Origin of the sequence: Pseudomonas sp. B707, from assembly GCF_022496685.1 — a bacterium.
GTDB lineage: Bacteria > Pseudomonadota > Gammaproteobacteria > Pseudomonadales > Pseudomonadaceae > Aquipseudomonas > Aquipseudomonas paraglycinae.
In genome coordinates, this window is sequence record NZ_WTVE01000009.1 from 20784 (window position 1) to 41912 (window position 21129).

At 59.3% G+C, this 21129-nt stretch carries 22 protein-coding genes and 1 pseudogene; 9 read left to right on the plus strand and 14 right to left on the minus strand.

From position 1 onward, the window contains the following. The first annotated feature begins 14 nt into the window (after positions 1–14). Positions 15–1298, plus strand: a complete 1284-nt coding sequence (locus GQX66_RS03000) for an FAD-binding oxidoreductase (protein ID WP_134022884.1) — start codon at positions 15–17, stop codon at positions 1296–1298. A 49-nt stretch (positions 1299–1347) separates the two neighbouring features. Here GQX66_RS03000 and GQX66_RS03005 read toward each other — a convergent pair whose 3' ends face one another. Further along, on the minus strand, positions 1348–2133 hold the full coding sequence (locus GQX66_RS03005; protein ID WP_240866215.1) for a DeoR/GlpR family DNA-binding transcription regulator: 786 nt from the start codon (positions 2131–2133) through the stop codon (positions 1348–1350). Between the two features lie 269 nt (positions 2134–2402). Continuing rightward, positions 2403–2918, minus strand: a complete 516-nt coding sequence (locus GQX66_RS03010) for a transporter suffix domain-containing protein (RefSeq protein WP_011333574.1) — start codon at positions 2916–2918, stop codon at positions 2403–2405. 131 nt (positions 2919–3049) lie between these two features. Between GQX66_RS03010 and GQX66_RS03015 the strand changes: the two genes are divergently transcribed. The 3 genes from GQX66_RS03015 to GQX66_RS03025 are packed head-to-tail and all read left to right on the plus strand — an operon-like array spanning position 3050 to position 6720. Next, on the plus strand, positions 3050–4603 hold the full coding sequence (locus GQX66_RS03015; protein WP_240866217.1) for a TolC family protein: 1554 nt from the start codon (positions 3050–3052) through the stop codon (positions 4601–4603). After that, positions 4596–5693: an HlyD family secretion protein gene (locus GQX66_RS03020; protein ID WP_240866220.1), complete on the plus strand. Its 1098-nt coding sequence runs from the start codon at positions 4596–4598 to the stop codon at positions 5691–5693. Before GQX66_RS03015 ends, GQX66_RS03020 begins: the two co-directional genes overlap by 8 nt. Continuing rightward, positions 5683–6720: a DUF2955 domain-containing protein gene (locus GQX66_RS03025; protein ID WP_085748291.1), complete on the plus strand. Its 1038-nt coding sequence runs from the start codon at positions 5683–5685 to the stop codon at positions 6718–6720. The genes GQX66_RS03020 and GQX66_RS03025 overlap by 11 nt, the downstream gene beginning before the upstream one ends. On the opposite strand, the gene GQX66_RS03030 is transcribed toward GQX66_RS03025, so the two are convergent. Further along, positions 6705–7145: a YMGG-like glycine zipper-containing protein gene (locus GQX66_RS03030; RefSeq protein WP_085748290.1), complete on the minus strand. Its 441-nt coding sequence runs from the start codon at positions 7143–7145 to the stop codon at positions 6705–6707. The two genes, GQX66_RS03025 and GQX66_RS03030, sit on opposite strands and share 16 nt — an antisense overlap. A 177-nt stretch (positions 7146–7322) precedes the next feature. Between GQX66_RS03030 and GQX66_RS03035 the strand changes: the two genes are divergently transcribed. Next, on the plus strand, positions 7323–7922 hold the full coding sequence (locus GQX66_RS03035) for a hypothetical protein (RefSeq protein WP_240866223.1): 600 nt from the start codon (positions 7323–7325) through the stop codon (positions 7920–7922). A gap of 28 nt (positions 7923–7950) precedes the next feature. Here GQX66_RS03035 and GQX66_RS03040 read toward each other — a convergent pair whose 3' ends face one another. The 3 genes from GQX66_RS03040 to GQX66_RS03050 are packed head-to-tail and all read right to left on the minus strand — an operon-like array spanning position 7951 to position 9837. After that, complete coding sequence (locus GQX66_RS03040; RefSeq protein WP_240866226.1) at positions 7951–8970, minus strand: AbrB family transcriptional regulator; 1020 nt, start codon at positions 8968–8970, stop codon at positions 7951–7953. A gap of 39 nt (positions 8971–9009) precedes the next feature. Further along, positions 9010–9432 carry an HD domain-containing protein gene (locus GQX66_RS03045; protein ID WP_085748288.1) on the minus strand — a complete coding sequence of 141 codons (423 nt, stop codon included), beginning with the start codon at positions 9430–9432 and terminating at the stop codon, positions 9010–9012. A 15-nt stretch (positions 9433–9447) separates the two neighbouring features. Then, positions 9448–9837 (minus strand): hypothetical protein, encoded by a 390-nt coding sequence (locus tag GQX66_RS03050; RefSeq protein ID WP_240866389.1) that lies wholly within the window; start codon positions 9835–9837, stop codon positions 9448–9450. Positions 9838–9999: 162 nt separating this feature from the next. Between GQX66_RS03050 and GQX66_RS03055 the strand changes: the two genes are divergently transcribed. Next, a complete protein-coding gene (locus tag GQX66_RS03055) occupies positions 10000–10431 on the plus strand; it encodes a hypothetical protein (RefSeq protein WP_102687373.1) in 432 nt (143 codons plus the stop codon). Positions 10432–10500: 69 nt separating this feature from the next. On the opposite strand, the gene GQX66_RS03060 is transcribed toward GQX66_RS03055, so the two are convergent. Beyond that, positions 10501–10914: a hypothetical protein gene (locus GQX66_RS03060; protein ID WP_064595408.1), complete on the minus strand. Its 414-nt coding sequence runs from the start codon at positions 10912–10914 to the stop codon at positions 10501–10503. A gap of 62 nt (positions 10915–10976) precedes the next feature. Next, positions 10977–11402, minus strand: coding sequence for a hypothetical protein (locus GQX66_RS03065; protein ID WP_102687372.1), 426 nt, complete (start codon positions 11400–11402; stop codon positions 10977–10979). Positions 11403–11989: 587 nt separating this feature from the next. Between GQX66_RS03065 and GQX66_RS03070 the strand changes: the two genes are divergently transcribed. Then, complete coding sequence (locus tag GQX66_RS03070) at positions 11990–12277, plus strand: fructose-bisphosphate aldolase (RefSeq protein WP_102687371.1); 288 nt, start codon at positions 11990–11992, stop codon at positions 12275–12277. A 153-nt stretch (positions 12278–12430) separates the two neighbouring features. On the opposite strand, the gene GQX66_RS03075 is transcribed toward GQX66_RS03070, so the two are convergent. Further along, positions 12431–13357, minus strand: a complete 927-nt coding sequence (locus tag GQX66_RS03075; protein WP_129973885.1) for a hypothetical protein — start codon at positions 13355–13357, stop codon at positions 12431–12433. Between the two features lie 146 nt (positions 13358–13503). Between GQX66_RS03075 and GQX66_RS03080 the strand changes: the two are divergent. Next, positions 13504–13614: pseudogene (locus tag GQX66_RS03080) on the plus strand (fructose-bisphosphate aldolase); the annotation flags it as partial. A gap of 55 nt (positions 13615–13669) precedes the next feature. On the opposite strand, the gene GQX66_RS03085 reads toward GQX66_RS03080, so the two are convergent. From GQX66_RS03085 to GQX66_RS03105, 5 genes are all read right to left on the minus strand, one after another. Next, positions 13670–14119, minus strand: coding sequence for a hypothetical protein (locus GQX66_RS03085; RefSeq protein WP_041073447.1), 450 nt, complete (start codon positions 14117–14119; stop codon positions 13670–13672). Positions 14120–14763: 644 nt separating this feature from the next. Beyond that, positions 14764–15312, minus strand: coding sequence for a cupin domain-containing protein (locus GQX66_RS03090; RefSeq protein WP_011333561.1), 549 nt, complete (start codon positions 15310–15312; stop codon positions 14764–14766). A gap of 205 nt (positions 15313–15517) precedes the next feature. After that, positions 15518–16801 (minus strand): FAD-binding oxidoreductase, encoded by a 1284-nt coding sequence (locus tag GQX66_RS03095; RefSeq protein WP_240866229.1) that lies wholly within the window; start codon positions 16799–16801, stop codon positions 15518–15520. A gap of 52 nt (positions 16802–16853) precedes the next feature. Continuing rightward, positions 16854–18344 (minus strand): aldehyde dehydrogenase, encoded by a 1491-nt coding sequence (locus GQX66_RS03100; protein WP_240866232.1) that lies wholly within the window; start codon positions 18342–18344, stop codon positions 16854–16856. Positions 18345–18597: 253 nt separating this feature from the next. Continuing rightward, on the minus strand, positions 18598–19974 hold the full coding sequence (locus GQX66_RS03105) for a glutamine synthetase family protein (RefSeq protein ID WP_011333558.1): 1377 nt from the start codon (positions 19972–19974) through the stop codon (positions 18598–18600). 282 nt (positions 19975–20256) lie between these two features. Between GQX66_RS03105 and GQX66_RS03110 the strand changes: the two genes are divergently transcribed. Beyond that, positions 20257–21018: a gamma-glutamyl-gamma-aminobutyrate hydrolase family protein gene (locus GQX66_RS03110; RefSeq protein WP_102687367.1), complete on the plus strand. Its 762-nt coding sequence runs from the start codon at positions 20257–20259 to the stop codon at positions 21016–21018. Positions 21019–21129: the final 111 nt, after the last annotated feature.

The window sequence follows — 21129 nt, forward strand, 5'->3', positions numbered from 1 at the left end:
CCTTGGATACTGAAATGACTGAACGCAGCAATTCCTACTACACCGCGACCCTCAACCGCGACACCGACTACCCGACCCTGCAAGGCCGGCACAAGGTCGATGTGGTGATCATCGGCGGCGGTTTCACCGGTGTCGCCACCGCCGTGGAACTCGCCGAAAAAGGCCTGAAAGTCGCCATCGTCGAAAGCCACAAGATCGGCTGGGGCGCCACCGGGCGCAATGGTGGGCAGGTCACCGGCAGCCTGTCCGGCGACGGTGCGATGCGCAAACAGATGCGCAACACCTTGGGCGATGAGGTCGATGATTTCATCTGGCACCTGCGCTGGCGCGGCCACGAAATCATCAAGCAGCGGGTCGAGAAATACGCCATCGATTGCGACCTCAAGCACGGCCACTTGCACGCCGCGTACAAGCCGAGCCACATGGCCGGTTTGCGCAGCGACTACGACGAAGCCGTGCGTCGCGGCATGGGTGATGAAGTCAGCCTGCTCGACCGCAGCCAGGTGCGCGACCTGTTGCAAAGCGATCTCTACCACGGCGCAATCAAGAACACCCGCAACATGCATTTGCACCCACTCAACCTGTGCATCGGCGAAGCGCGGGCGGCGGAAAGCCTCGGCGCGCTGATCTTCGAAAACAGTGAAGTGCTGGAGATCATTCACGGCGACAGCCCTGGCGTACGCACCGCACACGGCCAGATCGACGCCAATCAGGTGCTACTGGCGGGCGACGTCTATCACAAACTCGAACCAGGCCAACTCAAGGGCAAAATCTTCCCGGCCATGGGCGGCATCGTCACCACCGAACCGCTGGGGGATCTGGCCAAGCAGATCAACCCTGAAGACCTCGCCGTTTACGACTGCCGCTTCGTCCTCGATTACTACCGCCTCACCGCCGACGGCCGCCTGCTGTTCGGCGGCGGCGCCAACTACAGCGGCAAGGATTCACGGGACATCGCCGGCGAACTGCGGCCGTGCATCGAACAGACCTTCCCGGCGCTCAAAGGGGTGAAGATCGATTACCAGTGGAGCTGCGCGATGGGCATCGTCATCAACCGCATCCCGCAACTGGGCAAGCTTTCGGACAACGTCTGGTATTGCCAGGGCTACTCCGGCCACGGCATCGCCACGACCCACATCATGGGCGAGATCATGAGCCGCGCGATCACCGGGCAGATGCAGCAGTTCGACACGTTTGCCGCGTGCACGCACATTCGCGTGCCGATGGGCGATCTGCTGGGGAATCCGATGCTGGCGGCGGGCATGTGGTACTACCAGATGCTGGAAAAACTGCGCTGATCGAACAGGCCCCATCGCCAGTGATGGGGCCTTTTTTTGCCACAAAACCTCAGTCGGGCAACTGCTCCACCTCAATCCCCAACCGCCGATAATCCTCGACACTCCCCGACGCCACATGCCGTTCGGTGATCAGCGTGTGCAAACGCTCGCACGGCGCCACCACAAACGGTTCCACCGCGCCGAGCTTGTCCGCCGTGGTCACGGCAATCACCCGGGCCGCACAATCGAGCAGCGCCTGTTTGACCGGCACTTCATCGAAATGCAGCGAGGTGATGCCCACCTCCGGATGAATCGCGCAGACCCCGGTGATCGCCAGATCCGCCTTGATCCCCGACAGCAGCCGCAGCGCCTCGTGACCACCGGCGGACATGGTTTTCGGATTCAACTGCCCACCCGCCAGAATCACTTTGATGCCCGGGTATTCGGACAACGCGATCGCCGTCATCGGTGAGGCCGTGACCGCCGTGATGCTGATATCCCTGGGCAACGAACGCGCCACCTGCAACGAAGTGGAACCGGAATCGAACATCACCGTCTGCCCGTTCCTGACCTGCTGCGCCGCCAATTGCGCCAGACGAATCTTCACCTCGTCGATCTCCTCCAGCCGGGTGAAGTAGTCCTTGCCGGTGTCCTTGGGCCTCGGCAGCGCGCCGCCGTGCACTCGCTGTACCAGCCCGGCGTTGTCCAGCTCGGCCAGATCGCGGCGGATGGTGTCTTCGGACACCGCAAAATGCTGGCTCAACTCGGACGCCATGACCTTGCCGTCACGTTCGAGGATCAGAAGGATTTTCTGCCGGCGCAGGGAGGGAAGCTCGGATGCGGAATGATCGTGCATGGTTTTGCCTGTTTGTGCTTGTCATTGCAGGTTTGTGTGAGCTTAGCCAAGCAAACCTGCAAACACAACGCCGGTATCAATGGCTTCGATCATTGGAATCACGAAGCCGAATTTTTTCTTTTGACCCACCCCCGGCAGAATGGCCCCACTTTCAAAAGGACCAGGATGAACACCCCATGAACCTCAATTTCGCTTTCGCCTGCATGGTCGTCGTGTCGTTTGCCATCGCGCTTGGGCACGCCTGATCGAAGTCAGTGCTCAGTTGGCGGTCATTCCGCAACCACCCGCGCCTTGCGCACGAACAGCGCATGCACCTTGTCCCAGAAATTGCCGCCCAACACGAAAAAGCTGCCGACGAACATCAAGTCGCCCAGCGCCTGCATCTGCCAGAGGTTGGGCCGTACGCCCGGGAAGAAGTTGTCGAAATACGGCTCCAGGAAGGACGACAGCAGCGGCAGGCAGAACATCACCACGCCGATCTTGTGGCGCATCGGGCTGACTTCGGCCACCGGGGTCGGGATCACGCCGGAAATATAGTGGCCGATCGTGCGCTTGAGTTCGGCGAACCCGGCCTTGCCCATTACCGCGATCACCAGCAGCAACAGCACTTTATTGCTGATGAACAACACCCCGGTCAGCGCCGCGACTTTCGAGCCCGGCACGTCGAGGGCGGCGGCAATCGGCACCATCAGCCACGAACCGAGCATCAGGCAGATGATTGCCACGCCGACCTTGAAACGCCAGCTGGCGCTGGTGGGGGCAAGCGGTTCTTGAGCAGTGTCCATGGCTTCCTACCTTTTTATCCGGGGCGGGGTTCGGTGGTGTTCGCCTGAAAAAGCGTAGCAGCTGATTGCTTCGAACAACCCGCAATCTGCGGTCTATGCTCCAGTGACATTTCCCGCTGGGGCCTCCCGGTATGCCTGCAACGCCAGCCCTGCTGATCCGTCCCGGCCACCTGCTGCTGCTCGGTGCGCTGAGCCTTGGCGGCTGCCTGCGGCTGGGCCCGGATTTCCAGCCACCGGCCGAAGCCTGGAGCAAGCAGTGGCAAAGCCCGGCACTGGAGCAGGCCAGCGAACGCGGCACCGTGCCGGATCTGCGCCAGTGGTGGCAGGTGTTTGCCGACCCGATCCTCGACCGTTTGATCAGCGACGCCGAAGCCCGCAACAGCAGCCTGAAGATCGCCGGCCTGCGGGTCCTCGAAGCCCGCGCGCAACTGGGCATCGCCGACAGCGGTCGCTACCCGCAACTGCAACAGGCCAGCGCCGACAGCCTGTACATCGATCGCCACCAGTCCGGCGGCAGCAATCCGCAGGACTTGCACTTCTGGCAGCACAGCGCCGCGTTCGATGTCGGCTGGGAACTGGATTTCTGGGGTCGCTTCAGCCGCGCCATCGAATCCGCCGACGCCAGCTACTTCGCCGCCCAGGCCAACTACGAAGACGCCCTCGTGCTGCTGCGCGCTCAAGTGGCCGACACCTACTTTGCCCTGCGCACCACCGAAGCCCGGCTCCGGGTCGCCCGGGAAAACGCCGCCCAGCAAAAGCGCAACTTCGAGATCACCGAAAAACTCTTTCGCAGCGGCCAGACCGCCGAACTCGACCTGCAACAGGCCAGAACCCAATACCTCGGCACCTTGAGCAGCATTCCGGCGTTCGAAGACCAATTGCTGCGTACCCGCAATGCGCTGGCCGTGCTGGTCGGCCAGCCGCCCGGTGGCGCGGCGTTTCTGGCGGAACAACCGGGGCTGATTCCGCTGGTGGATCGCGCCGTGTTGCAGGACGTCCCGGCCAACCTGCTGCTGCGCCGTCCCGATGTGCGCGCGGCAGAGCTGAACGTGGCCGCGCAATCGGCGCTGGTCGGCGTGGCTGAAACCGATCTGTACCCCTCGCTGACTCTGCTCGGCAGCATCGTCTGGTCCAGCGACACCCTCGGCAGCACCCCGCGCAGCCTCGACCTGATCGGCGGCCCGAGCCTGCGCTGGAACCTGTTCGACTACGGCCGCATCCACAACAACATCCGCGTGCAGGACGCGCGGTTGCAGCAACTGATCGAAGCCTATCGCGACAAAGTCCGCCAGGCTGCCCGCGAAGCCGACGACGCCGCCAGCGGCCTGACCAAAGCGCTGGAACGCGAGCGCATTCTCGGCGAGGCCGAAGGTGCGGCGCGGCGTTCGCTGGTGCTGGCCAACACCCAATACCGCGAAGGCTATTCGGATTTTCAGCGGGTGCTCGATGCCCAGCGTGCGTTGCTGGAGCTACAGGACAACTATCTCGTCAGCCGCAGCAACGCCGTGAGCAACCTCATTGCTTTGTACCGCGCCGTCGGTGGCGGCTGGCAAAGCGCCGGGCCGCAGATTGATTCAGCGACCCGGCAGCAGATGCAGCAACGCACCGACTGGGGCGATCTGCTGAGCGCCCCGCCGCCCCAACCGACCTATCCGATTCCCTCGCAGGTAGACCGCCATGAGTGATGAAGCGCCGCCGGATCCGGCGAAAAAAGGCATCCGCTGGGTGCTGCTGGTGATTGTGCTGAGCCTGATCTGGTATCTGCTGGCCGACCGAATCACGCCGTATACCCAGCAGGCGCGGGTCGGCGCGTTCGTGATCCCGGTGGCGGCGGAAGTCGCGGGCCGGGTGATCAAGGTCAACGTGCGCAACAATCAGGACGTGCAGGCCGGCGACATTCTTTTCGAACTCGATCCGCAGCCGCTGCAGATCGCCGTCGACCGGGCCCGCGCCGATCTGGAAAACACCCGGCGCACGGTCGGCGCCAGCACCGCCGGCATCGCGTCGGCCCAGGCGTCGTTGCGGGCCGCGCAAGCCAATGAACTCAAAACGCGCCAGGACAATCGGCGGCTTGAAGGCTTGTATAAAGAAGACCCAGGCACGGTGTCCGTACGGCTGCTGGAAGTGTCCCGGGCCAATCACGAGGCTGCCGTCAGCCAAGTCGCCGCCGCCCGGGCCGAAGTGCTGCGGGCGCAGGAGCAGGAAGGCGGCAACACCGACACCAACGCCAAACTGCTCAGCGCCGCCGCCACGCTGGCCAAGGCCGAACTCGATCTGGCCAATACCCGCATTGGTGCGCGTTCGGCGGGCCTGATCACCGACCTGCGCACCGACGTCGGCCAGTTCGCCGCTGTCGGCAGTCCGGTGATGACGCTGATCACGATCCAGGACGTGTGGGTCAGCGCCGACCTCACCGAGAACAACCTCGGCCGGATCAAGCCCGGCACGCCGGTGTCGATCATCCTCGACGCCCTGCCCGGCGAAGTGCTCGACGGCCGGGTGCGCAGCGTCGGTTATGGCGTCAGCGTCGGCCAGACGCCGCCGCCCGGCACCCTGCCGACGATCCAGAACAGCCGCGACTGGCTGCGTCCGGCGCAGCGTTTTCCGGTGATCATCGAGTTCAGCGAGGAGGCGAAAAAGCGTCTGTTCGAGAGTCGTTCGATTCGCGCTGGCGGGCAGGCGGAAGTCATGGCGTTTCCCAGTGAGGGCAATCTGCTCAATCCACTCGGGCGGGTGTTTGTCTGGTTGATGAGTTGGCTGAGCTATGCCTACTGAGCGGCCTATTGAACGCAGCGTCCCGGCGCAACGGGCCTTGCGCCTGGCCTGCGGCACGGCGTTGTGCACCGCCGCGAGTTACGGCCTCGCCTTGCCGCTGTCGTTTTTGTCGCCGGTGCTCGCGGTGTTGCTGCTGGCCAGTATGCCTCGACCGTTGCCGGTGAAAATGGCGCTGGTGCTGACGTTGGTCGCCGCATTCACCACCAGTCTCGGCCTGTTGCTGGTGCCTTTGCTGCGCTATTACCCGGTGTGCGGCGTGCTGCTGATCGGTGTCGGGCTGTTTCTGGTTTTCACCTACGGACTGCGCGGCGGCAACGTGCTGATCATGACGTTTCTGGTGATCGGCATGACCATGATTTCCGCCGCCGGTTTCGCCTCATTCGAGCTGGCGATGGCGGTGATCGGCGCGCTGGTCAAAGGCCTGTTGCTGGCCGTCATCATGGTCGGACTGAGCCACGTCCTGTTCCCGGAACCGGCCAACAGCCCCGCGCCACCACCTGCTCCCGCCCTGCCCGCCGAAGACGTACCCCGCGTGGCGATGCGCGCAACATTGATCGTGCTGCCGACCTTCCTGCTGGTGCTGATCGACCCGGCCAGCTACCTGCCGATCATCCTCAAAGCCGTCAGCCTCGGCCAGCAAAGCACCACCACCCGCACCCACCACGCCGGGCGCGAATTGCTCGGCTCGACCTTATTGGGCGGGCTGCTGGCGGTGCTGTTCTGGTGCGCGTTGAGCCTGTTCGTGCACCTGTGGATGTTCTTTCTGTGGATGCTGCTGTTCGGGCTGTTTCTGGCGCGCAAACTCTATCGGCTGCACCCGACGCAACTGACGCCGGGGTTCTGGCTCAACACTCTGATCACCATGATCATCCTGCTTGGCCAATCCGTTGAAGACAGCGCAGCGGGCAAGGACGTCTACACCGCGTTCGCGGCGCGCATGGGCTTGTTCATTCTGGTGACGCTCTACAGCGGCGTGATGATGCACCTGCTCGTCGCGCACCGGGAAAGCCGTCAGGGCGTGACCTGATAACCCCGCCCTTGCAGGCAACCGGTGTAGGCGCTTGAACTGGCCGAAGCATCGGTCCGCCGCTGCTCGCGCCGATCCTGCCGCTGCCGCGCACCGCCGACTACCGCACCGGCGGCAGCCGTGTCTTTGGCGCGGTTCTGGCGGTAATCCTGCTTGCGGTCATCGTCCACGGCTTCGTAAAACTCGTCGTGTTGACGGCCGCGCACTTCGGCGGCGGTGGCGCCGGCAGCGGCTCCCACTGCGGCGCCCTTCAACCGACCGCCGGCCTGGGGTGTCGACGTGGTTGAAGTGGACGCGATGGAATGGCAGTCGTTGATGTCGATCTGGGTTTGCTGGGAAGTCTGGCCCTTGAGCGGGACGACGGATTCAGCGCTGGCCTGTGTGGCGCACAGGCACGCTGCGATGAACAGTGAATGGCGGAACATGATGACCTCCGACGCGGCGGGGTTTGCCTGGGGGGCGGGGTAATCTGGGAGTGTAGTTCACGGGGGTTCACAACTCCGGGCGAACGCATCAATGGTTCATACCCCGCTTGTTGGGTACCATCCCGGCACGCCAATCTCTTTGTGTCCCCCATCCCGATGAATCTACTCAGCCGAATCATGGCTTTCGTGAAACCCGCAAGACGAAAGCTTTTTGCCGGTTACAGCGAGCAAGCGCTCAAGACCCGATTCGCCTCACCGTTACCAAGCGCCAGCCTGCCGAAACTATCGACGGTGGTATCTGTAGCAGCGTCCGGGATCAATGCTTATTACAGCTCCCTTCTGATGGTCGCCGATGACTTTTGCAAGTTTCAGCGACTGGTGGAATCACTTTTCCAAAAGATCGACGAGCGCAGATTCAAAGACCTGACCGTTTTTGAATACGAAGATGTCACGAAGCAGGAGCTGTTGATTTACTTCCCCTCCACCACCGAGTTCAACGCGCTGACCATTCGTATCTTGACCAACAGCGTCGAGTTTCTGAGTAGCCTTGGAAATCAGACCTTTTGCGTGCCTCCGCCCTGGATTGCCTTCGACGATTACCCCGCCTCGTGGTGGGGCGGCAATATGCAGGGCACGCAGGGTTTCTATAACGACAACTACTTTCTTCCGTATTTCATCCGACTCGGTGACGCTGAGAAACAAGCGTACTTTGCAAGATTCCAAGCCCCTACCGAGTGGATTGAACAGTTAGCGCTGATGTATGCCGACGGATGTTGAACCCTGAAGGTGGCTATCGAAGTCCCGGTCAGACGCCCTCCCACACCCGCCGAACCTGTACCAACAACGCCGGTGCAAAGTGCAACACCACCATTCGCGCCAGATGGTGAGTCAGGATAAACACCACATTCAGCCCGCCCGCGAACGCCACAATCGCGATGGTTTCGATGGGCCCCGGCATGTAGGCCAGCCACAGTGACAACGCATCGCTGCCCAGCAACCGTGCCGCCGCCAATGCAAAAATCGCCGCGACCAGAATCATCAACCCCACCGATACCAGAGCCGTGCGACCATGACGTCCCAGCTCCGCGAGGCCGAGCCCTTGGAATCGCGAGCCGATCCGCACACCGAGAATCAGCGCCGCCAGATTCAGGCTCCAGTCCGGCATATGAAAGCCCTGCAGCCATCCTGATTTCACGAACACGGCGGTGATGATGATTGCCGTCAACATGAACGGCGCCGGCACGCCAACGGCGAGCAGCAAACGCCCGACCACCACGCTCAAACCGATCACTGCCAGCACGGTCAACGCCATGCCCGTCGACAGCGGATCGACCTCGGCCACCGCAACTGGTGCCGTTCCGGGAATCAGCAAACTCACCAGCACCGTTATCAGCAGCAGGCGCATCAAGTGCACGATGATCACCTTGCTCGACGCTTGATGCGATTCCAGCAAATCGAACACCGCCGCCAGCGCCCCCGGATACACCGCCAGCAAGGCATCCGTGCGATTCCACCCCGCACCGCGCGACAGCCACCACGCGGCCAGCGCCACTTGCACTGCCAGGCACAACAGCAACACGCCGAGGCTCGGCAACATCGTCGAGACGGTCGCACTGTCCCACGCTTCAAACATCAACCCGGTAGCGATGCCCAGCGTGACCTGAATGTAGCCCAGGCCATAAGGCGTTGCCGGCACGATGCCGAATCTGGTGACTACAAGCGCGGTGACAAGGATCGAGCCCAACAGCAAACCGTGGGGCACGCCTTCGAATTGCAACAGTGCGCCGAAGCCGGCAGCAATCGCCAAACACAGAATGGATTTCATGGTCGCCTTCCTGGCTATTCAAGGTGCTTTTCAGTTAGGTCAGGCGCGCAGCCGTCCAATCGCCCGCCGATATTTTTCGATCCGCTCCAGATCCTCCCAGCTCGGCGAGGCAATCCGCGACAGGTCGCTGTTTTCTTCCAGATCCGCCAGTTTCACCACCCGCCCGATCGGGTTCTGCGCCGCCCGCTCGACGAAGTCTTCGTAGGATTCGCCGGGCACTTTGGTCACCGATTCGATGGCGGACAAAACGGATTCGCTGAAGCCTTCCTTGCGCAAATCCTCCAGGCTGATGCCGCAGTCCTCGACCACATCGTGCAGCACCGCAACGATGCGCTCTTCCAGGCTGTTCATGCGCAACATGACTTTCAGCGGATGCAAAATGTACGGCGCGCCGCCCTTGTCCACCTGCCCCGCGTGGGCCGTGGCGGCAATGGCGATGGCGCGTTCCAGAGTTTGAGTCATGGGCGTTTCCTCGGGTCAGACGCCGTACCGGCCGCCAATATAGAAGTGGCGCTTGAACCAGCGCCCAATCGCCTGCAAACGCCCAGTTGGCTGCGCCGGCTCGGCATAGCGCTGGAGAATCAGCGAGACCAGATCAGCCTGACTCTCCCCCGAATGCGCGTCCATCAATTCGGCCACCCAGGCACAACCGGACTTCTTCAAATGCTCACGCCATTCGCCGGGCCAGCCATCCAGCTCATCCAGCGCCAACCACCGCGCACCACCCTGCTCGACATGCCCGCCGCCAATCGATTGCTCGAAGCAGAACGGCGTCGCCGGGCGGGACAGGTCGATGTTGAAGATGTAGATGTCATGGGTTTTGTGCTGCGGCGTGGGGGCGTTGTTGCGGCTGCCGATTTGAATCATGTGCACTGTTCCAATCCTTGGGTGCTAGGTGTGTCCGATTGTTTCTCACTCTGTACGCCCGGCGCAAATCAAAATCCTGATGGAACCTCCCGCGCCCGCCCCATCTCGAAACCATAAGCGCCCCGCTCACGATCAAACACGGGGCCATGGGAGAGTTCCGCGATGAACATCCGACTGTTGCTCCTGATCGCCACCTTCAGCTTCATCCCCACCTGCGTCATGGCCGAGGGCTGCGACGTCAAGACCCGCTCCTCCAGCCCCTCGGTGCCCGCCGTCGAGACGCACAGCTGCTACGAATACGGAGGCATGCCGATCAACGCCATCGACTGGTCGTGCAGCAACGAAAGCAAGGACATGCTCAACAGCAGCAAAACCAAGGTCGAACACTGCGCCGACCACTATCAGGCCTCGTGTATCGCCACTCTCACTCAGGAATCCCTGGCCAACCCGCACTCCACCAGCAAGGACAAAAACGCCAAGGCCCTGAACATTCCGGACAGCGCGCAAGTGACCACCTATTACTACGACGTGGAGCATCTGGCGCAGGCGCGGATTGATTGCGAGAACGGGGGTGGGCATTGGAAGGCGAAATAACAGCGTTCAAGCTCGCATGAAAAAGGGACACCGATGGGTGTCCCTTTTGGTTCTAGATGGCGGGTGGATTCAGCGTTTCATGGCCTCACACTGACTGCGCAGATCATGATCGCCAATTGACGAACAACTACTGCCCTTCTTCGCTTCACAAAACGCCCGCTGGTCATGATCACCAATGCTTGAACATGAACTGCCCTTCTCCGCTTCGCAGGCCGCGCGCAGGTCGTGATCGCCGATGGAGGAACAACTGCTGCCCTTTTTGGCTTCGCAATAAGCGCGCTGGTCATGATCGCCAATGCTTGAGCACGAGCTGCCTTTTTCCGCTTCGCAGGCCGAACGCAAATCGTGGTCGCCGATGGAAGAACAGCTGCTGCCTTCCTCCCTGGCCTGGCAGTAACTGCGTTTGTCGTGATCACTGATGCTGGAGCAACTGGCGGAAACATAACCGCTGAACAGCAACAACATCGCAAGAATCAGTTTCATCTCACACTTCCTTGGGCTTGCCGGGAAACAGCCTGGCACTGGGTGACGCAATCAAAACCAGATCAGCGCTTCATAGCCTCACACCGCGTACGTAAATCATGGTTGTCGATATTCCCGCAGCTGCTGCCACCCGTGGTGGCATTGCAGTAGGCACGCTGGTCGTGGTCATCGATGTTGCCGCAGGAACTGCCACCCTGCTCCGCGTTGCACCGTGCACGCAGGTCATGATCATCGATGTTGCCGCAGCTGCTGCCGCTCTTTTTGGCGTTGCAATAGGCACGCTGGTCATGGTCGTCAATATTGCCGCAGGAACTGCCCCCCATTTCCGCGTTACACGCCGCTCGTAGATCGTGATTATCGATGTTGCCGCAACTGCTGCCGCTCTCCCTTGCATTGCAATAGGCACGCTGATCGTGGTCATCAATGTTGCCGCAACTGGCAAAGCTGTAGCCGCTGAACATCAACAACATTGCGAGTAATAGTCTCATCACACACTTCCTTGGTTGACCAGGAACCAGCCTGGCACTGCTTGAGCCGATGAATGAGCGTCGCGACACGCCATCAAATTGACATCGGTTTTGGGGAAAGTTCCGGGGGTGGAATGTGTGATGAATTTTTTGATCTGAAAACGCCGTAGGAAATCACTTCGCGTCGTGAGGGAGCTGGTTCTTATGGGGCTGCGAAGTGGGCCGAAACATGGCAAGTCATTTTTCCCTGACACGCTGCAGCCATTGACTTACGCCGATTGCGCCGCCAACCGGGAGCAAAATCGCTGGCCACACGTGGTGATTTCACGTCCTACAGTCTGATTGCGACGGTGGGAATCGGTACCTAGAGTGGGTCTGTCGCTGAAGGAATTTGGCGATAGGGTTTCGCAGCCCTTAAGATTGACACCTGTTCCGTCTGGCACGGCCGACTCCCGGCTGCGCAAATTTTACGGCGGTTGTGCGTGGGAGACTTTCGGGTCTGCCGGGTCTTGGTGTTAATCCTCCGGTCTGCGAACCCGCGCATAGCTGCCACCCATTTTGTTTCGCAGCAGAACGGTGGCAATTCTTCTCAACAAAGGATTAACACCATGACGACACAGAAACTGATGCGCCACTGCGCGAACATGTCCCACCCCGCTACCGATCGACCCGTCCTGCTCATCGACGCTGACGCCCCACTGCGGGACCTCCATGCTTGTGCCAGTGAGCGCCTTAACGCCGTTCTCAAATACCTGGATCTGATGGCCTGCATCCGCCTCCCCGACCATGCAGAACACGACATCTACACTGTGACCACCATTGCCAGGATCATGGTGCAAGACGTGAGTGATATATTTCGAGTTATAGAGCAACGAGGATTCGATGTTCCTGGCTAGAAAACTTGAAGGTGACAGGTTCACATAATTAAATCTGTCATCTTTTCTTTGTCACCTTTTCTTTCGTTTTCCTTGGTTAGAGCACTGGAAGATGGCGGGCTTACACAAGAAAATCTGTCACCTTCTTAATTCCAAAAAAAAAGCAATTCTAGCTTAAATCTCTATAACTATTACTCCGCTACACCCTGTTGCCGCTTCCATTCTTTCCGGGTACAGAGCAGTTAAAACCAAGAGCTGAAAAAATGGTGTCATTTTATAACTCCAACTGACATTAAGGGAAGAATACTTCATCAACAGCAACTGCATACCCCTCGATGGAGTCATCGGACTCAGCCGAAGATCACGATATTTTTTATATATCACTGGAGCCAAGACAAACATTGCAACAAGTCTACAGACCAGCAAAAAACCTCTAACAAACTTCCCCCCGCTTCGACTACGCCACGAAACAACAAAAGAGTACGTTCCCTTGACTGCCTCTACTCCTATTGGCGGAATAGCATCTTGGGCCAAAAGCCAAGATTCCATGACCAACACGAATCCAGAGTGTTCTTTTATAAGTTTATTAATGGAATTTCGCGCATAAACGTATGCCATTGACACCGGCTCAATCTTGCCATTTAGATGCAGGTGATATTCTCGAGGGGTACTGATGGTCAGCGATGTGAATTTACCAAGCGGAATGTGGAAACGCTGAGCTTTTGTCGCAAAATAAAGCAAAAATCCAAGCATCATTCCAGTGAGGCACATTTTCCACCCATAGAGAAAGTACACTGTTGTACATTCTTCAAAGGGGCCAAATCTCAATGATAAAAGGTAATCCAGTGCCAATATCATCCAACCACAGATAGCCATTCCAACAGATACGCAAACAGCGAACCAAATGCATCGACGAGCGGCCAAATTCACCAGAGACACAAAAAACCCATTACTTACAAGACGATTTAGATCACGTCCCAGCGCCTTCAGAACTACTATAGCGCCTAAATAAATTACGTAAGCCACTGTCGTCAAACCACCTACAACTAGAAAGACGGATTTAACTTCCGTCAATGTTGAGTACTGCTCACAAGAAAACATCTACTGCACCACCGCAATCGATAGAAAATAATAAAAAACTATAGTGTCGCACGGGCCAGGCAGGCGGAGAAGTATTCATTCTGGAAACCGGCAACACGTTGTTTCAGCTCTTCGGCATCCTGCCACATAAATAAATCTGTCACCTTTTCATGGAACATGACATCAACACAGTCACCATCATCGCCAGAACTATAATTCAGGACGTGAGTGACGCGTTTCGAGTTATAGAGCAACGGAAACTTGGTGTTTTTGGCTAGGAAAATTGAAGGTGACGGACTTGCACAAATAAATCTGCCACTTTTAAGCTACTTTTTATTTTACATTTTTGAGAAATCCAAGTGCAGTTATAACACCGGACATCATCGCCAAAATTGTACTACCATAGATCACAAAAATGATGATCACGACTTCAGCAACCAAAAGCCGATGATTACCAGCAGTATATTTAAAGGACGCCCATGCCAACTTACCACCCTTGAGCCCACCCTCTTTCAGCATGCTCTTATGCTCTTCAATGTCAGAGCGACTGGCCAATGCCTTGTCATATAAAAGAGATCCATTGGCAGCGAATGCAAGAATCCACATAATTGCGAACAGCACTAGCACAAAGACCCCAATGCCATACCACGCACAAGACTCAGGAGGTTGCCTCATCATTTTTTCGCCAATAATCATGATGGCGGCGAATAGAAGAATCTGCGGAGTTAAATTCCTCAAAAACTCTAGATATGTAGCACGACCTTCCTTTTTAAAAAACCACATCTGCAACATCCTTATCTGTTGAGACCAAAAAGCTTGGCTCGCTACGATCTATACAATCGAATTACCGAGCGTAATGAATCATCGAAAAAACAAATTTTTTAAATATTTTGCGACTAATTTTGTTCAATCATCAAGAAACTTACGACCAACTTTATAAGCCCCCCAGCCAACCAACCCTAACACCGCAGCTCCGGCAACAGCGCATCCGACAATAGGCAAGACGGCAGCGCCAGCAGCACTTCCCGCAATCGCCGTTACCCCACCAACCATCCCAGTTCCACCCACCGCCAAGCTACCACCACCCGCTGCAGCCAACGTTGCAGTAGTTGCTGCAGCCGATCCAGCAGGCGCAAGAGCAGCCGCTGCGGCCGTTTCAGCTGCGGCTACTCCGATAGCGGTTACACCGTAGGCTGCACCGAGGCCTGCTCCTGTTGCAGCGCTAACGCCTGCGGCAACGGCTCCACCTAAATTCTCGTCTTTTTTTTCTGCCATGAGCCACCTCCATTTTTTGGATCCATATGATGGCACATAAACATCACTTTAAGCATTCAAAAAACGAGAGAGGGAACAGAATTTCAGTCGTAAAAAAACCGCATCTCTGCGGTTTTCAGTTTGCGGTTCATGCGAGGAAAACGGCGTTTTTCTCAAAAATTCGCCGGCGTATTCGCACTAATAATCTCAGCCTCATCCGCCCCGATATTCCGGAACTTGTGCGGCAACGTCGTCGGGAAGTAATACCCATCCCCCGCACTCAACACGCTCACCTGCCCATCCACCGTCAACTCCACGGTGCCACGCGTCACCAACCCGCACTCCTCACCTTCCGCGTGAACAATCGGCTCTTCCCCGGAACTCGCGCCCGGTGCGTATTGCTCGCGCAGCAAGCGCATCTGGCGGCTGGGGACCGAGGCGCCGATCAGCAGCAGGCGCAGGCCGTGACGGCCGAGGTCGGGTTGTTCGTTGGCGCGGAAGACGTATTGGTGTTCGCGAGGGGGCTGGTCGAAGGTGAAGAAGTCGGCCAGGGACATCGGGATGCCTTCGAGCAGCTTTTTCAGTGAGCTGACGGAAGGACTGACACGATTCTGTTCGATCAGGGAGATGGTGGCATTGGTCACGCCGCTACGCCGGGCCAGCTCGCGCTGGGAGAGTTTGTAGCTTTCGCGTACTAGTTTGAGTCGAGAACCCGTATCCATGACAGCCTTATGTGAGAACGACTTAAGGGTAATGGGGGTGGGTGGCGGGTGCCGCGCAGGTCGCGCGGATCACGTTGCTCCCGTGTCCCGGAACCGTGAAAGGCGGCTATTAAATCACGTTTGCTGGTGTTGCTCAGCAGGTTCGATGGACGGCACATGAAAAAGCCGGCGACGCCCTTTTTGGGGGCGCCGCCGGCGAGGTTAATCAGATGCCGAAACGGTCGCGCAGCGAGTAATACACGGCGCCGAGGGCGGTCAGCGGCGCGGAGAAGGTGCGGCCGCCGAGCATCGGCATGTGTGGCAGGGAGGCGAAGGCGTCGAAGCGTTCGGCGTCGCCGCGGATCATTTCGGAGATCAGTTTGCCGGCCAGGTGCGAGCACGTGACGCCGTGGCCGCTGTAGCCCTGCATGTAGTAGGCGTTTTTCTCGATGCGGCCGAATTGCGGCATGCGCGACATGGTCAGCAGGAAGTTGCCGGTCCAGCGGTAGTCGATTTTCACGTCCTTGAGCTGCGGGAAGGTCTTGAGGATCTTCGGGCGGATCAGGGTTTCGATGTCGTCCGGTTCACGGGCGCCGTAGACCACGCCGCCGCCGTAGAGCAGACGGTTGTCGGCGGTCAGACGGTAGTAGTCGAGCAGGTAGTTGCAATCTTCGACGCAGTAGTTGTTGGTGATCAGGCTGCGCGCCTGTTTCTCGGTCAACGGTTCGGTGACGCAGATCTGCGAGCCGCACGGCATGCTCTTGGCGGTCACACGGTTGTCGAGGCCTTGCGGCAGGTAGGCGTTGCCGGCGATCAGCAGGTACTTGGCGCGGACCTGGCCTTTGGTGGTGCGCACGACGTTGGGCTCGCCGTATTTGATTTCGACGGCAGCGGACTGCTCGTAGATCTTGCCGCCCAGACGCACGATGGCCGCGGCTTCGCCGAGGGCCAGGTTCAGCGGGTGGATGTGACCGCCCTGCATATCCAGCAGACCGCCGACGTAGGCGTCGGAGCCGACTTCGCGGCGGATGTCCGCAGCGTCGAGCATCTTCAGGTTTTTATTGCCGTAACGTTCCCAGCTACGTTTTTGTTCGGCCAGGCCGTTCAGTTGTTTCTTGTTCATCGCTGCGAAAATGCCGCCCGGGCGGTAGTCGCACTTGATGTCGTATTCCTTGATGCGCGAACGGATGATGTCGGCGCCTTCGAAGATCATGCTGCCGAGGATTTCGGCGGTCTTGTCGCCGTAGCGCTCTTCGATCACGTCGACGTCACGGCTGTAGGAGTTGACCAGTTGGCCGCCGTTGCGACCGCTGGCGCCATAGCCGACTTTCGCCGCTTCCAGCACCGTCACCTTGTAGCCGGCTTCGCTCAGGAACAGTGCCGAGGACAGGCCGGTGTAGCCGGCGCCGATGATGCAGACATCGCACTCCACCGACTCTTCGAGGATCGGGAAATCGATCACTTCGTTGCGGGTGGCGGCGTAGTAGCTGTTCACGTGTTGTTGTTTCATTTTTTTATTCTCCGAGGGTCGCCGGTTGCAGGCGACCACCGCTGTAAAAGAGTCAGAGCTTGATCCAGGTCGCTTTCAGCTCGGTGTACTTGTCGAACGCGTGCAGCGATTTGTCGCGACCGTTGCCCGACTGTTTGAAGCCACCGAACGGCGCGGTCATGTCGCCGCCGTCATACTGGTTGACCCACACGCTGCCGGCGCGCAAACCACGGGCGAAGGTGTGGGCCTTGCTCAGGTTGCTGGTCCAGACCCCGGCGGCCAGGCCGAAGATGCTGTCGTTGGCGATGTGCAGCGCTTCTTCAACGGTGTCGAAGGTGATCAGCGACAGCACCGGGCCGAAGATTTCTTCCTTGGCGATGGTCATGGCGTTGGTCACGCCGTCGAAAATCGTCGGCTCGATGTAGGTGCCGCCGGTTTCTTCGAGGGTGCGCTGACCGCCGGCGATCAGCTCGGCACCTTGCTCCCGGCCGATGCTGATGTAGCGCAGCACGTTGTCCAATTGACGCTGATCGACCACGGCGCCGACGGTAGTGGCCGGGTCGAGGGCGTGCCCGGGTTTCCACGCTTGCAGCGCTTCCACCAGCAGCGGGATGAATTGCTCGCGGATCGAACGCTCCACCAGCAGGCGCGAGCCGGCGGTGCAGACTTCGCCCTGGTTGAACGCAATGGCGCCGGCCGCCGCTTGTGCTGCCGCGCGCAAGTCCGGTGCGTCGGCAAACACCACGTTCGGGCTCTTGCCCCCCGCTTCGAGCCAGATGCGTTTCATGTTGCTTTGGCCGGCATAAATCATCAGTTGCTTGGCAATCGCGGTGGAGCCGGTGAAGGCCAGCACGTCAACGTCCATGTGCAGCGCCAGCGCCTTGCCGACGGTGTGACCGAAGCCTGGCAAGACGTTGAACACGCCTTTCGGAATGCCGGCATCCAGCGCCAGTTGCGCGATACGGATCGCGGTCAGCGGGGATTTTTCCGAAGGTTTGAGGATGAACGAGTTACCCGCCGCCAATGCCGGGGCAAATTTCCAGCTGGCCATGATCAGCGGGAAGTTCCACGGCACGATCGCAGCAACTACGCCGGACGGCTCGCGAGTGACCAGACCGAGTTGATCGTGCGGGGTAGCGGCGACTTCGTCGTAGATCTTGTCGATCGCCTCGGCGCTCCAGCGGATCGCGTTGGCGGTCGCCGGGATGTCGATGCTCATCGAGTCGCTGATCGATTTGCCCATGTCGAGGGTTTCGAGCAGCGCCAGTTCTTCCTGGTGTTGCAGGATCAGATCGGCGAAGCGAATCAGGATGCGCTTGCGCTCGGTCGGGGGCTTGTTGGCCCACACGCCGGAGTTGAAGGATTGGCGCGCGGCCTCGACGGCGAGGTTGGCGTCGGCTTCATCGGTGCTGGCGACGGAGGCCAGGAAACGGCCGTCGACGGGGCTCAGGCATTCGAAGGTCTCGCCGCTGATGGCCGGGCGGTATTCGCCGTTGATGAAGGCACGGGATTCGAGGGTCAGGGACTGGAAGCGTTGTTCCCAGTCGTTGCGGGTCGTTGTCATGGTGGTGGCTCGACGCGGGGGAATTTGGGGGTGTCTGGTGTGTGTGTTCGACTTGAGATGGCTGCCCTCACCCTAGCCCTCTCCCGGGGGGAGAGGGGACCGACCGGGGGATGCTGGAGAGCTCCGCCGACCTGAAAAATCTCTACCGAATCCATAATCGACTGGATCGGTCAGGTCGCTGAATATCTCAAGACAACTCGGTCAGTCCCCTCTCCCTCCGGGAGAGGGTTAGGGTGAGGGGCTTTTGAGGACCTCACACCGTATGCAGATACCAGTTGTACTCAAGGTCAGAGATCGAGTTCTCGAACTCGGCCAGCTCGCTTTCCTTGCACGCGACAAATACGTCGATGTACATCGGATCGATGTAGCGGGCCATGACTTCGCTGTCGTCCAGCTCACGCAGGGCGTCGCGCAGGTTGTTCGGCAGGCTCTGTTCGTTCTGCTCGTAGCTGTTGCCTTCGACCGGGGCGCCCGGTTCGATTTCGTTGGTCAGGCCGTGGTGGATACCGGCCAGCACGGAAGCCATCAGCAGGTACGGGTTGGCGTCGGCACCGGCTACGCGATGCTCGATGCGCACGGCATCCGGCGAACCGGTCGGCACACGGACGGCCACGGTGCGGTTGTCGATGCCCCAGCTCGGCGAGTTCGGCACGTAGAACTGTGCGCCGAAGCGGCGGTACGAGTTGACGTTCGGGCACAGGAAAGCCATTTGCGCAGGCAGGGTCTCCAGCACACCGCCGATCGCGTGGCGTAGCGCGGCGTTCTGCTCGGGATCCTCGCTGGCGAAGATGTTGTTGCCTTCTTTGTCCAGGATCGAAATGTGCACGTGCAGACCGTTGCCCGCCTGGCCCGGATATGGCTTGGCCATGAAGGTGGTGTCCATCTCGTGGTCGTAGGCGATGTTCTTCACCAGACGCTTGAGCAGGACGGCGTAGTCGCACGCCTTGATCGGGTCGGAGACGTGGTGCAGGTTGACTTCGAACTGCGCAGGGGCGCTTTCCTTGACGATGGCGTCGGCAGGAATGCCCTGCTCTTTCGCGCCTTCGAGGATGTCTTGCAGGCAGTCGACGTACTCGTCGAGGTCGTCGATCAGATAAACCTGAGTCGACACCGGACGCTTGCCGGAGACTGGCGAGCGCGGCGATTGCGGACGGCCGTTCACGTTGTCCTGGTCGATCAGGTAGAACTCGAGTTCGAACGCGGCGCAGATGGTCAGGCCCAGTGCGTCGAACTTGCGCACCACGTTGGCCAGTACTTCACGCGGGTCGGCGAAGAACGGCTCGCCTTCCAGCTCGTGCATGGTCATCAGCAGTTGCGCCGTCGGACGCTTCTGCCAAGGCTCGATGCTCAGGGTGCCGGGGATCGGGTAGCAGATACGGTCGGCGTCGCCGATGTCCAGGCCCAGACCGGTGCTTTCCACCGTGGAGCCGTTGATGTCGAGGGCAAAGAGCGAGGCCGGCAGGTTGATGCCTTTCTCGTAAACCTTGTGAAGACTGGTGCGCTCGATGCGCTTGCCGCGCACCACACCGTTCATGTCTGCAATCAGAAGGTCGACGTACAAAACCTCAGGATGTTTCTTAAGGAATGCGTTTGCTTCGTTGAGTTGAACGGCACGCAGAGGGACCGACATGATGCACCTATTTAGCTGTTAATTATTATGTTCACTGCTGTTTCGCCGAGCCAGTCAACCCGAACGGCAAAGTGAAGTCAATAGCGAACACAGGGCCGCTCAGCGTTTATTTTTTGGGCTTTTTTTAACACTCTCGTGCCAAAGCAGGCGCCAGAGCCCCGGTCTTGATGAAGATTTGATGAACGGCGTTTAGAATTTTTTACATGGGAGTTGTTAATTAAAATCAACGAGGCTAAGCTCCGGAAAAGCTCGTTCAAGTGTCAAACTTCGAGGTGAATAAAAATGGCATTCAAGCCATTGATCGGCGTTACTGCGTGCGTCAAACAGATTGGCCTGCACCCCTATCACATCAGCGGCGACAAGTACGTTCGCGCTGTCAGCGTTGCGGCGCTGGGGTTGCCCGTCGTCATTCCTTCCCTTGGCAAACTGACTGAAATCGAAGACCTGCTGGGTCAGCTCGACGGTCTGTTGCTGACCGGCTCCCCATCCAACGTGGAACCCTTCCACTATCAGGGCCCGGACAGCGCTCCCGGCACGGATCATGATCCGGCGCGGGATGCCACTACCCTTCCTTTATTGCGTGCAGCCATCGCGGCGGGCGTTCCGGTACTCGGCATCTGCCGGGGTTTCCAGGAAATGAACGTGGCGTTCGGCGGCAGCCTGCACCAGAAGGTGCATGAGCTGCCGGGCATGCTCGATCACCGCGAAGCCGACAGCCCGGATGTCGCCGTGCAATACGCCCCGGCCCATGCCGTGACGGTGCTGCCCGGTGGCGTGTTCGAAGCGCTGGAGCTGCCAGGTGAATTCCAGGTCAACTCGATTCACAGTCAGGGCATCGACCGCCTCGCTCCCGGCCTGCGCGCCGAAGCCGTGGCACCGGATGGCCTGATCGAGGCGGTCTCGGTAGAACACAGCCCGACCTTCGCCCTCGGCGTGCAATGGCACCCGGAATGGCAGGTGCTGGACAACCCGAACTACCTGCGGATTTTCCAGGCATTCGGCGAGGCTTGCCGCCAGCGTGCGGCGCGACGCAACCAGCGCTGACGCCACCCAACGATTGCAAAACCATTTACTGCCCCCGCGGGGTCGGCGGCTGCGCGTTTGCGCATCCGTCATCCGCGATCAGCAACACACCGCGAAAACAAAAAGCACCAC